The sequence below is a fragment of the Asticcacaulis sp. genome (assembly GCF_051954415.1).
In the GTDB taxonomy this organism is placed as follows: domain Bacteria; phylum Pseudomonadota; class Alphaproteobacteria; order Caulobacterales; family Caulobacteraceae; genus Asticcacaulis.
Window position 1 is genome coordinate 18073 of sequence record NZ_JBQCHT010000017.1, and the last position, 12955, is coordinate 31027.

Genomic DNA, 12955 nt, shown 5'->3' on the forward strand with positions numbered 1-12955 from the left:
TTTTTATGTGTTTTAACAGGCGACTAGTCATTCCAAGGACCACCCCAGTACCTGCCTTGTCATGAAGCCTACACACAAAAATTAAATCTGCAACTATCTTAACCGGTGGGTAGCCTTAAGGGCGCGTTTCGCCTATTTCATGAGTCATGAACACCGAGCCACCCATCCGCCTGTTTGTCGCCCCCGTCACGCCGTTGCAGCAGAATTGTACGGTGGTCTGGTGTACGAAAACAAACAAGGCCGCTATCATCGATCCCGGCGGGGATCTCGATCCGATCCTGGATGAGATCAAAAGGCGCGGTCTGACAGTGGAGAAAATCTGGATCACCCACGGCCATGCCGATCATGCCGGCGGTGCCGCAGAATTGCAAGAGCGCACAGGCGCCCCCATCGAAGGCCCGCATGAGGACGACCAGTTCTGGATCGACAATATTCCGTCCATGGGCCAGCGCTACGGCATACCCGACATGCGCAGTTTCACGACCGACCGCTGGCTGCATGACGGCGATACGGTGACTTTAGGTGAGACGACCTGGCAGGTTATTCACTGCCCTGGCCATACGCCAGGCCATGTTATCTTTTATCATGCGCCGTCACAGTTCGCACAGGTGGGCGACGTTTTGTTCAAGGGCTCGATCGGGCGGACGGACTTTCCGCGCGGCAACCATGCCGACCTGATCCATTCGATCACGCAGAAACTCTGGCCGCTGGGCGATGTGCGTTTTGTGCCTGGGCATGGGCCGATGTCGAGCTTCGATATCGAGCGGCGGAGCAATCCCTTCGTGGCGGATCGTGTTATCGGCAAGGCCGGGCCGAATACGCAGGGGCCTGGATAAGGCCAAGGGCCAAGGCAAGGGGGCGCCGCCCCCTTGACCCCATAACTATCAGGCGCCCTTGAGCAGTGGCGCGAGTTTCTGGGCAACGCTCATGTCGCCCTGGATTTTCATCTTGCCCATCATGAATGCCATCATCGGGTCCAGCGTGCCCTTGGACATGGCGATCAGGTCATCGATGGCGATCTGAATGGTGGTATCGGCCTCACCATCATCATTGGTCACGGTGTTGGGCACAGCCGCGCCGTTGATGAGGATCTTGCCGGCGTCACCGAAGTCGACCTTGATGATTTTGCCCAGGCCGGAATTTTCCCCGACGGCGGCGCTGATTTTTTGTGTAATGGTTTCAAGATCGGACATGGCCGACTCCTTTATCTGCTGAAAGCCGGGTGACCTTAAGGTTAAGTTTCGATCCCGGCAAGCCAGACCTTAAGTCAAGTTATGAGAAAAAAGTGACAGCAGCAAAATTCGATGTGGTGATTGTAGGCGCAGGCGCCGCCGGCCTGATGTGCGGTATAGAAGCCGCCCGGCGCGGACGACGCGTGGCCGTGATCGATCATGCCAAAAAGCCGGCCGAAAAGATCCGTATTTCCGGCGGCGGCAGGTGCAATTTCACCCATCTGCAGGCCACGCCGAAGAATTTCCTGTCGCAAAATCCACACTTCTGCATCTCGGCTCTCAAGCGTTTTACGTCCTGGGATTTTCTCGATCGCGTCGTCAAACGCGGCATTCCTTATTTTGAAAAAACTGAAGGCCAGCTTTTCTGCGAAACCTCGGCCAGCGATATTATCGATATGTTGCTGGATGATCTGGCGGAGGCCGGTGGCGAACTCTATCTCGGCATATCGGTTGAAGGCGTGCTGAAGACTGGAGATGGGTTCGAAATCGATACGTCGAACGGCGTCCTGATGGCTGACAAGCTGGTGATCGCCACGGGCGGCCTGTCCATTCCCAAGATGGGTGCCACCGGCTTTGCCTATGATATTGCCCGGCAGTTCGGCCACGATATTACCGAAACCCGCGCCGGCCTGGTGCCTTTTACGCTGGGCGGCGACAAGCTGGTGGCGATTGAAGGGCTTTCCGGCGTATCGCTTACGGCCAGGGTCACCTGCGGCAAGGCCAGCTTTACCGATGGTTTTCTGTTCACTCATCGGGGCCTTTCCGGGCCGGCGGTCCTGCAAATTTCCAGTTACTGGAAGCCCGGCGAGGCCATCGAGATCGACCTGCTGCCAGGCATGAATGTCCTCGACTATCTTCTGGAGCGGCGCAAGGATCGCCCGAAACAGACGCTTGGCAATGTTGCGGCAGACATCCTGCCGCGACGCTTGTCCGATCGCCTCCTGGAGTGGCACGACCTTCCGCCGGAACCCCGCATGGCAGACCTCAGCAATGCCGCTCTGCAAACCCTGGCAGATGCCGTCAATCGCTGGACCTTTATTCCAGACGGCACTGAAGGCTACCGTACGGCCGAAGTCACCCTGGGCGGCATCGACACCCGCGCCCTCTCCTCACAAACCATGGAGAGCCAGCTTTGCCCCGGCCTGTATTTTATCGGCGAATGCGTCGATGTCACCGGCTGGCTTGGCGGGTATAACTTCCAGTGGGCCTGGTCATCCGGCTGGGCAGCCGGACAGGTGGCATGAACCTGCCGAAGGCGCTGAAACCGCTGATAGCGCGCCACAAAGAACCATGTTATTAGAGGTAAGTACGTTTGCGTCAGTATGCTTCCATACATTCACCGCGCATGTGTGCCTTTGCGCCCTACTGAAGGGGCTATCCCATGTTTATCAAGTATTTGCCGGCCATTAGCGCCGCCCTACTGCTCGTCTCTGCAACGGCGGCATCCGCTGATATGTACAAGGACTACACGCCCGATACAGGCATCTGGAGCGAGACCGTCGTCGAGGTCGATCCCAACCATGTCGATGATTATCTGGTCGGCCTGAAAGCCTCCCAGGTGCCCGCCCTGGAAATCATGAAAAAACACGGTCTGATCGACAACTACATCTTCATGGTCAAGGACGGGTATAATGCCGGCGCGCCGAATGTCATCATCGCCACGCATTATGTCAATGCAGCGGCCATGGAACCCGACCAGGCACGCGACCAGGCGATCGAGAAAGAAATCTATGCCGTCTTCAGCAAGGAAAAAGGCGAAGCGGCGGTGGCCGGCTATGAAAAATACCGGAAGTTTGTCGAAATAAACAACTGGCGGACCATCACCTTCACCAAATAAGAAAAAGCCCCTGAACCGCACGGCTCAGGGGCTTTTTCTTTAGTCGCCTGCGGAAGCCACAGGCCCGATTCCGGGTTAAGGGGGCTTGCCCCCTTATTCGCCGGCGTCGACAGGACCTTCCAGCAGCACTTCGGCGGGCAGAGGCTCCATGGCCTCTTCGCGCTGATGCGACAATTGCTCGTCGCGCTTCATGGCCACGCGCTGGAGCTGGCGCAGGTAAGCGCCGGTACCGGCCGGGATCAGACGGCCCACAATGACGTTTTCCTTCAGGCCGTCCAGGGTATCGATCTTGCCCTGAACCGAAGCTTCGGTAAGGACGCGGGTCGTTTCCTGGAACGAAGCCGCCGAGATGAACGACTTGGTTTGCAAGCTTGCCTTGGTGATGCCGAGCAGGATCGGCTGCGTGAGGGCCGCACGGCCGCCACGCTTTTCAGCCTTGGCGTTTTCAAGGTCGACTTCCGCCTTGTCGAGATGGTCGCCCTTAATCAGGCCGGTATCGCCCGGTTCAAGGATTTCGACCTTCTGCAACATCTGGCGCACGATGACTTCGATGTGCTTGTCGTTGATCGGCACGCCTTGCAGACGGTAGACTTCCTGCACTTCGTTGACCAGATACTCAGCCAGTGCCTCGACGCCCTGAATGCGCAGCAGATCGTGCGGATCGGGGTTGCCGTCGATGATGTAGTCGCCCTTCTGGATATAGTCGCCGTCATGGACGGAGATATGCTTACCCTTCGGGATCAGGAATTCGACGGCCTCGCCTTCGCCTTCCGGCGTGATCTTGATACGGCGCTTGTTCTTGTAGTCGCGGCCGAATTCGACGCGGCCATCCATTTCGGCGATGACGGCGCAGTCTTTCGGACGACGGGCTTCGAAGAGTTCGGCGACGCGGGGCAGACCACCGGTGATGTCGCGGGTCTTGGCGCCTTCGGTCGGGATACGGGCGAGGATATCGCCCGGCTTGACCTCATCGCCGTTACCGACCGAGAGAATAGCCCCGACCGGAAGCTGGTAACGGGAATCCCCGCCATTAGCCAATTTCTTGTAGGCGCCGGCCTCGTCAGTAATGCCCATGCCGGGACGAACTTCCGCACCCTTGGTGGTGGCGCGATAGTCGACAACCACGCGGTTCGAGATGCCGGTCGCTTCGTCGGTTTCCTCGCGGACAGTCTGGCCGTCATTGAGGTCTTCGAAGCGGATCTTGCCGCCAACTTCGGTGATGATCGGAGTGGTGTACGGATCCCACTCGACCAGGCGCTGTCCCTTCTTGACCGTGGCGCCTTCGGTGACGCGCAGACGCGAACCATAGGGCACCTTGTAGGTTTCGCGGTCCTTGCCATCATGGTGAACCGTGATGATCAGGTTACGCGACATGGAGATCAGGTCGCCATGGGAGCCCTTGACGGTCGGGGCGGCCGACAGCTTGATCACACCGTCCGAGGTCGTTTCGTAGAACGACTGTTCGGCAACCGAGGCGGTACCGCCAATGTGGAAGGTACGCATGGTGAGCTGGGTGCCGGGTTCACCGATCGACTGGGCGGCGATGACGCCGACCGCTTCACCCATGTTGACGCGGGTGCCGCGGGCCAGATCACGGCCATAGCAGGCGGCACAGGTGCCGAGCTCGGCTTCACAGGTCAGGACCGAACGGACCTTGACGGCTTGTACGCCGGAGGCTTCGATCACGTCGACCACGTCTTCGTCGATATAGGTATCGGCCTCGACCACGACTTCCTGGGTCGCCACGTCCTTGATGTCTTCAGCCGTGGTACGGCCGAGAACACGCTGTCCGAGCGAGACCAGAACATCACCGCCTTCGACCACCGCCTTCATGGTGATGCCCTTGGTGGTGCCGCAATCGGTTTCCATGATGATGCAGTCCTGGGCGACATCAACGAGACGGCGCGTCAGGTAACCCGAGTTGGCGGTCTTCAGCGCGGTATCCGCGAGCCCCTTACGGGCGCCGTGCGTCGAGTTGAAGTATTCCAGAACCGACAGACCTTCCTTGAAGTTCGAGATGATCGGCGTTTCGATGATCTCGCCGGAGGGCTTGGCCATCAGGCCGCGCATACCGCCGAGTTGCTTCATCTGGGCCTGAGAGCCACGGGCGCCGGAGTTGGCCATCATGTAGATCGAGTTGATCTCTTTTTCACGACCATCAGCGTCCAGGTGCTTGCGGCTGATTTCCTTCATCATTTCGTCGGAAACGCGATCGGTCGCCTTGGACCAGGCATCAACGACCTTGTTGTACTTCTCACCCTTGGTGATCAGGCCATCGGCGTATTGCTGCTCGTATTCCTCGACCAAGTGGCGGGTTTCATCGACAATGCCCTTCTTGGTATCCGGGATAACGATGTCGTCCTTGCCGAAGGAGATACCGGCGCGGGCCGCTTCCTTGAAGCCCAGGGCCATCATCTGGTCGGCGAAGATCACGGTCGCCTTCTGGCCGCAATGGCGGTAGACGATGTCGATCAGGTTGCCGATTTCCTTCTTGGTCAAGGTCTTGTCGAGCACCTTGAGGCCAATGTTTTCGTTGTACGGCAGCAGGGCAGCGATCTTCATGCGGCCCGGCGTCGTATCGACAACCTTGGTACGGATGACGCCGTCTTCGTCCTTCTGGGTGAAACGGCACTTGATCTTGGCGGCCATCGAGACCGAACCGTTATCCAGCGCCTGCTGGATTTCGTTCAGGTCACCGAAGATCATGCCCTCACCCTTTTCGCCGTCCTTGACGAGCGACAGGTAATAGAGGCCGAGCACGATATCCTGCGACGGCACGATGATCGGTCGACCGTTGGCGGGCGACAGGATGTTGTTGGTCGACATCATCAGCACGCGGGCTTCAAGCTGGGCTTCCAGCGAGAGCGGGACGTGGACGGCCATCTGGTCACCGTCGAAGTCGGCGTTGAAGGCCGAACAGACGAGCGGGTGAAGCTGGATGGCCTTGCCTTCGATCAGCTTGGGCTCGAATGCCTGGATGCCGAGACGGTGGAGCGTCGGGGCGCGGTTGAGCATGACCGGGTGCTCGCGGATGACCTCTTCGAGGATATCCCACACCTGCGGCTGCTCACGCTCGACCATGCGCTTCGATTGCTTCACGGTGCCGGAAAGGCCCTTGGCATCGAGGCGGGCATAGATGAACGGCTTGAACAGTTCCAGCGCCATCTTCTTCGGAATGCCGCACTCGTGCAGCTTCAGTTCCGGACCGACGGTGATGACCGAACGGCCGGAATAGTCGACGCGCTTGCCGAGCAGGTTCTGGCGGAAGCGGCCCTGCTTGCCCTTCAGCATGTCGGCCAGCGACTTCAGCGGACGCTTGTTGGCGCCGGTGATGACGCGGCCGCGGCGGCCGTTGTCGAACAGGGCGTCGACCGATTCCTGCAACATACGCTTTTCGTTGCGGATGATGATGTCGGGGGCGCGCAGTTCCATCAGGCGCTTCAGACGATTGTTCCGGTTGATGACGCGGCGATAGAGGTCGTTGAGGTCGGAGGTGGCGAAGCGGCCACCATCGAGCGGCACCAGCGGGCGCAGTTCCGGCGGGATGACCGGCACGACGGTCAGGATCATCCATTCCGGACGGTTGCCGGATTCCATGAAGGATTCGATGAGCTTGAGGCGCTTCGAATACTTCTTGGCCTTCATTTCCGAGGTCTGGTCAACCAGGTCGGCGCGCAGCTTGTCGGCGATTTCATTGAGATTCATCGCCATCAGCATGTTGCGGACGGCCTCGGCGCCGATTTCAGCGGTGAAGCTGTCATCACCGAATTCTTCCTGGCAGCGATAATATTCGTCTTCGCTGAGGAGCTGGTGGAGCTTCAGAGATGTCAGGCCAGGCTCGGTGACGATGTAGTTTTCAAAGTACAGAACGCGTTCCACGTCCTTCAACGCCATGTCGAGGATCATGGCGATACGCGACGGCAGCGACTTCAGGAACCAGATGTGGGCGACCGGCGAGGCCAGTTCGATATGGCCCATGCGCTCACGGCGGACGCGGCTCAGGGTGACTTCGACACCGCACTTTTCGCAGATGATGCCCTTGTACTTCATGCGCTTGTACTTGCCGCACAGGCATTCGTAATCCTTGGTCGGGCCAAAGATACGGGCGCAGAACAGGCCGTCACGTTCTGGCTTGAACGTGCGGTAGTTGATGGTTTCCGGCTTCTTGATCTCGCCGAACGACCACGACAGAATCTTTTCCGGCGAAGCGAGCGTGATGCGGATCTGGTCGAAGGTCGGGGCGACCTGGACCGGGTTAAAGATATTCAGGACTTCCTGGTTCATGCCAGTACTCCAATTTTGGGCTGACGCCCGAAAGAAATTTTAATGCGGCTAAGTTATGGGGTCGAAGGGGCCAAGTTACGTTCCTTGGCCCCCTCGCCTTGATTACTTACCCTTGTCCATTCTCAAGCTCGACATTCAGACCAAGCGAACGCATTTCCTTGATCAGAACGTTGAAGCTTTCCGGGATACCGGCTTCGAAGCTGTCGTCGCCACGGACGATGGCCTCGTAAACCTTGGTGCGGCCCGCCACGTCGTCCGACTTGACGGTGAGCATTTCCTGCAGGGTGTAGGCGGCGCCATAGGCTTCCAGAGCCCAGACTTCCATTTCCCCGAAGCGCTGCCCACCGAACTGCGCCTTGCCGCCCAGCGGCTGCTGGGTAACGAGCGAGTATGGCCCGATGGAGCGGGCGTGGATCTTGTCGTCAACCAGGTGGTGCAGCTTCAGCATGTAGATGATGCCGACAGTGACCGGGCGCTTGAAGCGCTCGCCCGTCTGGCCATCGTACAGGATCGACTGGCCGGAACGATCGAGACCGGCGAATTCGAGCATGTCCTCGATATCGTTGATGTGGGCGCCGTCGAAGACCGGGGTCGCAATCGGCACGCCGCGCGACAGGTTCTTCGCCAGATCGATCAGTTCCTCTTCCGACTCGGGGAGTTCCTGATCCGGACCATAGACGCCCCGCAGGTGATCGATCAGGGCCTGCTTCTGGCCACCGTTCTGCCAGTCTTCCAGCAGGGCTGCGATTTGCAGGCCAATATTGTGACAGGCCCAGCCGAGGTGGGTTTCAAAGATCTGGCCGACGTTCATGCGCGAAGGCACGCCCAGCGGGTTCAGAACGATATCAACGTGCTCGCCATCAGCCAGGAACGGCATGTCTTCGACCGGGAGAATCTTGGAGATAACCCCCTTGTTGCCGTGACGGCCGGCCATCTTGTCGCCCGGCTGCAGCTTGCGCTTCACCGCCACGAACACCTTGACCATCTTCATGACGCCCGGCGGCAGTTCGTCACCGCGCTGCAGCTTCTCGACCTTGTCCTCTAAGCGGCGGTCGAGACGCTTGCGGGCATCCTCGAACTGGCGCTTCATGGCTTCCTGCTCCGACATGACCTTCTCGTCTTCGAGCGCCACTTGCCACCACAGGCCCTTCGAGACCTCGGCCAGCTTTTCCTCGGTCACTTCACCGCGGCCCATGCCCTTCGGACCCGACACGGCGATCTTGCCGAGCAGCAGTTCCTTGAGACGGCCATAGATATTGCGTTCCAGGATCGACAGTTCGTCGTCGCGGTCCTTGCCGAGACGTTCGATTTCGGCGCGCTCGATGGCCTGGGCGCGTTCGTCCTTTTCAACGCCGTGACGGTTGAAGACGCGAACTTCGACGATCGTACCGGCAACACCCGGCGGCAGGCGCAGGGAGGTGTCGCGGACGTCGGAGGCCTTTTCACCGAAGATGGCGCGCAGGAGCTTTTCTTCCGGCGTCATCGGGCTTTCGCCCTTCGGGGTCACCTTGCCGACCAGGATATCGCCCGGCTGGACTTCGGCACCGATGGAGACAATGCCCGCTTCGTCGAGATTGCGCAGGGCTTCTTCACCGACGTTCGGGATGTCGCGGGTGATTTCTTCCGGCCCAAGCTTCGTATCGCGGGCCATGACCTCGAACTCTTCCAGGTGGATAGAGGTGAAGATGTCATCACGCACGATGCGCTCGGAGATCAGGATCGAGTCTTCGAAGTTGTAGCCGTTCCACGGCATGAAGGCCACGCGAACGTTACGGCCGAGGGCCAGGTCACCCAGGTCAGTCGACGGACCATCAGCGATGATGTCACCGGCCGAAACCTTGTCACCGACACGGACCAGCGGGCGCTGGTTGATACAGGTGTTCTGGTTGGAGCGCTGGAACTTCGACAGGCGATAGATATCGACGCCCGGCTTGTTCGGATCCTGTTCCTCGGTGGCGCGGATAACGATACGCGTGCCGTCGATCTGCTCGACCACACCGGTGCGGCGGGCCGCCACGGTGGCGCCGGAATCGCGGGCCACGACTTCTTCCATGCCTGTGCCGACGAACGGCGCATCGGCCTTGACGAGCGGCACGGCCTGACGCTGCATGTTCGAGCCCATCAGCGCGCGGTTGGCGTCGTCGTTTTCAAGGAACGGAATGAGCGCGGCGGCGACCGAGACGACCTGCTTCGGCGACACGTCCATATAATCGACGGTCGTAGCCTGTTGCAGACCCGGCTCACCGTTGACGCGGCCCTGGACCAGATCATCGGCAATCTCGCCGTTCTTCATGTTGATGTTGGCCTGAGCGATGACGTGCTTCGACTCTTCCATGGCCGACATATAGACGACCTCTTCCTGAGCCTTGCCGTCGATCACCTTACGGTATGGGCTTTCGATGAAGCCGTACTTGTTGACGCGCGCATGGGTGGCCAGGGAGTTGATCAGGCCGATGTTCGGGCCTTCCGGCGTTTCAATCGGGCAGATACGGCCATAGTGGGTCGGGTGAACGTCGCGGACTTCAAAGCCGGCGCGCTCACGCGTCAGACCGCCTGGCCCCAGGGCTGACAGACGACGCTTGTGGGTGATTTCCGACAGCGGGTTGGTCTGGTCCATGAACTGCGACAACTGCGACGAGCCGAAGAATTCACGCACAGCAGCCGCGGCCGGCTTGGCGTTAATCAGGTCATGCGGCATGACGGTGTCGATATCGACCGACGACATACGTTCCTTGATGGCGCGTTCCATGCGCAGCAAACCGACGCGATACTGGTTTTCCAGCAGTTCGCCGACCGAACGGACACGACGGTTACCGAGGTTGTCGATGTCATCGATTTCACCGCGGCCATCACGCAGGCCAACGAGGATCTTGAGGATCTTCAGGATGTCGTCCTTCCGCAGCACACGCTCCGAGTCAGCGACTTCCTGCTCCAGACGCATGTTCATCTTCACACGGCCAACACTAGACAGGTCATAGCGCTCCAGCTCGAAGAACAGCGAGTTGAACATCGCTTCGGCGGCTTCGATCGTGGGCGGCTCGCCCGGACGCATGACACGATAGATGTCGAACAGCGCGTCTTCGCGGCTTGAGTTCTTGTCGACGCGCAGGGTGGAGCGCATGTACGGCCCAACGGTGACGTGGTCGATATCAAGCACGTCTACAGTCGTGAAGCCTTGCTCTTCCAGGACGCTTACGGCAGCAGCGTCGAGCTCGTCACCGGCTTCGGCGTAGATTTCACCGGTCGTGAAATTGACGGCGTCACGCGCCAGGTAACGGCCGACCAGGGCGTCCTGGCTGAGCAGCAGAGACTTGACGGTATCGCCCAGCTTCTTGGCGGTACGGGCGGAAATCTTGGTGCCGGCCGGCGCGACCACTTCGCCGCTGTCGGCGTCGATCAGGTCGAATTCCGGCTTCACACCGCGCCAGCGCTCGAACTTATACGGCGTGACCCAGCCGGCTTCGCGCTTCTCGTAAGGCACCACGTCATAGAAGGTGGTCAGGATTTCTTCGCCGTCCATGCCCAGGGCGTAGAGGAAGGAGGTCGCCGGCAGCTTGCGGCGGCGGTCGATACGGACATAGACGATGTCCTTGGCGTCGAACTCGAAATCGAGCCACGAACCGCGATACGGAATAACGCGGGCACCGAAGAGGAGCTTGCCCGAAGAGTGCGTCTTGCCCTTGTCATGGTCGAAGAAGACACCCGGCGAGCGGTGCATCTGCGAGACGATGACGCGCTCGGTGCCGTTGACGACGAAGGTGCCCTTGTCGGTCATGAGCGGGATATCGCCCATATAGACGTCCTGCTCCTTGATGTCCTTCACCGAACGGGCGCCGGTTTCCTCGTCCATTTCAAAGACGATCAGGCGCAGCTTGACCTTCACCGGCGCGGCAGAGGTGATATCGCGCTGAATGCACTCCTCAACATCATACTTGGGCTCTTCGAACTCATACGACACATATTCCAGCGTGGCGCGCTCGTTGAAATCCTTCACCGGGAAGACGGACTTGAACACCGCTTCCAGGCCGTCATCGATACGGTTGGCCGGACGGACATCGCGCTGCAGGAACTGCTCATAGGACGAGCGCTGCACCTCGATGAGGTTGGGCATACGGATAGCTTCGGGGATACGGCCGAAAGACTTGCGAATCCGCTTCTTCTGGGTGAACGATAAGGCCATCGTTTTTCCTGACACAGGTTAGGTGGGCGTATAAAACGCTTATGAGATCGAATTTATGCAGTGGAACTGCGCGCGAAGGTTAGGGTTTTGGCCGCTTCCGGGCCGAAAGATTTGCCTTGCGCCTGCTCTTTTTTGGCTTTGACACCAAAGACGCTGTATATTTGATCCTCAGGGATCAATCCCTTCGCCGGCAGAAAGAGCATAAGGCCGGCATTCGGGCCCCGGAATCAGACGCAATACGCCTTGAGGGGGAGCGTCACATAGCTCACTTATCCCCGTTCGTAAAGAGGGTGAATTTAATATTTTTCAAATTTGTCAAGACCATTTTTTGAATGGTCATGGAGGCGCCAATGCGAATAACAAAACAGGCCCGGACGCGAGCGACCGGGCCTGAATTTTTCAGAAGATTTTCTGAAGGCGAAATTACTTAACTTCGACCTTGGCGCCGGCGTCTTCCAGCTTCTTCTTGATGTCGGCAGCTTCCTGCTTCGAGACGTTTTCCTTGACGGTCGCCGGAGCACCTTCAACGAGGTCCTTGGCTTCCTTCAGGCCGAGATCGGCGCGGATGCCGCGGATTTCCTTGATCACGTTGATCTTCTTGTCGCCGCCGTCAACGATGACAACGGTGAACTCGGTTTGCTCTTCGCCAGCATCAGCAGCGGCAGCGCCACCGGCGGCCGGAGCGGCAGCGGCAACGGCGACCGGAGCGGCAGCGGAGACGCCCCACTTTTCTTCGAGCAGCTTGGAGAGCTCAGCGGCTTCCAGGACGGACAGGGCGGACAGGTCTTCGACCAGCTTTTCCAACTTAGACATGTGATTTCCTTAAAAGATGAGATGTGTTGATGTGATAATGAATGAGGTTGCTTAAGCCGCTTTCTCGGCGTGGGCCGCAATAACGCGGGCCACAGCGCCGGCCGGGGCCTGCAGAACACCAGCGATCTTGGTCGCCGGGGCTTGCAGGAGGCCGATGAGCTTGCCGCGCAGTTCGTCCAGCGAAGGCAGGGTGGCCAAGGCCTTGACGCCTGCTTCGTTGAGAACGTCCGTCCCCATGATGCCGCCAATGATCTTGAGCTTGTCATTTTCCTTGGCGTACTGGGAAGAGATTTTCGCAGCGGTAACCGGATCGGCCGAATAGACCAGAGCGACCGGGCCCTTGAAGAGGGCATCGCCCTTTTCGCCGACCGAGCCGTTCAGAGCCTTTTGAGCCAGACGGTTCTTAAACACCTTCAGCACCGCGCCTTCTTTACGAAGACGGTTGCGAAGTTCAGACATTTCCACAAAGGTCATACCCGAATACTGGGTAACAACCACGGAGCCGGATTCGGCGAAGACGCTCTTGAGCTCTTCGATCGACTCGGCCTTTTTTGCGCGGTCCATTGCTGGCCTCCATGGGGTGATGCTTCAAACGGACAATCCGTTCAA

The 12955-nt window shown here is 59.1% G+C and carries 8 protein-coding genes; 3 read left to right on the plus strand and 5 right to left on the minus strand.

Features of this window, described 5'->3' with window-relative positions:
- The first annotated feature begins 146 nt into the window (after nt 1-146).
- On the plus strand, nt 147-836 hold the full coding sequence (locus tag ACTHND_RS05630; RefSeq protein WP_440176610.1) for an MBL fold metallo-hydrolase: 690 nt from the start codon (nt 147-149) through the stop codon (nt 834-836).
- Between the two features lie 48 nt (nt 837-884).
- Here the strand turns inward: ACTHND_RS05630 and ACTHND_RS05635 are convergent, their stop codons facing one another.
- The gene (locus ACTHND_RS05635; protein ID WP_090642721.1) at nt 885-1193 is read right to left on the minus strand and encodes an SCP2 sterol-binding domain-containing protein; all 309 of its coding nucleotides are present in this window, start codon (nt 1191-1193) and stop codon (nt 885-887) included.
- Nucleotides 1194-1285: 92 nt separating this feature from the next.
- On the opposite strand from ACTHND_RS05635, the gene ACTHND_RS05640 reads away from it, so the two are divergent.
- Together ACTHND_RS05640 and ACTHND_RS05645 are read left to right on the plus strand one after the other, a co-directional pair.
- Nucleotides 1286-2476, plus strand: coding sequence for an NAD(P)/FAD-dependent oxidoreductase (locus ACTHND_RS05640; RefSeq protein WP_440176613.1), 1191 nt, complete (start codon nt 1286-1288; stop codon nt 2474-2476).
- Nucleotides 2477-2613: 137 nt separating this feature from the next.
- Nucleotides 2614-3069 (plus strand): hypothetical protein, encoded by a 456-nt coding sequence (locus tag ACTHND_RS05645; RefSeq protein WP_440176615.1) that lies wholly within the window; start codon nt 2614-2616, stop codon nt 3067-3069.
- Nucleotides 3070-3162: 93 nt separating this feature from the next.
- On the opposite strand, the gene rpoC is transcribed toward ACTHND_RS05645, so the two are convergent.
- The 4 genes from rpoC to rplJ form a co-directional block, all read right to left on the minus strand.
- Nucleotides 3163-7353: a DNA-directed RNA polymerase subunit beta' gene (gene rpoC / locus ACTHND_RS05650; RefSeq protein ID WP_440176617.1), complete on the minus strand. Its 4191-nt coding sequence runs from the start codon at nt 7351-7353 to the stop codon at nt 3163-3165.
- 106 nt (nt 7354-7459) lie between these two features.
- Nucleotides 7460-11533, minus strand: a complete 4074-nt coding sequence (rpoB, locus tag ACTHND_RS05655; RefSeq protein WP_440176619.1) for a DNA-directed RNA polymerase subunit beta — start codon at nt 11531-11533, stop codon at nt 7460-7462.
- A 423-nt stretch (nt 11534-11956) separates the two neighbouring features.
- Complete coding sequence (gene rplL, locus ACTHND_RS05660; protein ID WP_440176621.1) at nt 11957-12346, minus strand: 50S ribosomal protein L7/L12; 390 nt, start codon at nt 12344-12346, stop codon at nt 11957-11959.
- A gap of 51 nt (nt 12347-12397) precedes the next feature.
- A complete protein-coding gene (rplJ, locus tag ACTHND_RS05665) occupies nt 12398-12910 on the minus strand; it encodes a 50S ribosomal protein L10 (protein WP_090642699.1) in 513 nt (170 codons plus the stop codon).
- Nucleotides 12911-12955: the final 45 nt, after the last annotated feature.

Coding starts and splice junctions, on each gene's coding strand:
- rplJ (WP_090642699.1), bottom strand. CDS start 12,910: ATGGACCGCGCAAAAAAGGCCGAGTCGATCGAAGAGCTCAAGAGCGTC.
- ACTHND_RS05645 (WP_440176615.1), top strand. CDS start 2,614: ATGTTTATCAAGTATTTGCCGGCCATTAGCGCCGCCCTACTGCTCGTC.
- rpoC (WP_440176617.1), bottom strand. CDS start 7,353: ATGAACCAGGAAGTCCTGAATATCTTTAACCCGGTCCAGGTCGCCCCG.
- ACTHND_RS05630 (WP_440176610.1), top strand. CDS start 147: ATGAACACCGAGCCACCCATCCGCCTGTTTGTCGCCCCCGTCACGCCG.
- ACTHND_RS05635 (WP_090642721.1), bottom strand. CDS start 1,193: ATGTCCGATCTTGAAACCATTACACAAAAAATCAGCGCCGCCGTCGGG.
- rpoB (WP_440176619.1), bottom strand. CDS start 11,533: ATGGCCTTATCGTTCACCCAGAAGAAGCGGATTCGCAAGTCTTTCGGC.
- rplL (WP_440176621.1), bottom strand. CDS start 12,346: ATGTCTAAGTTGGAAAAGCTGGTCGAAGACCTGTCCGCCCTGTCCGTC.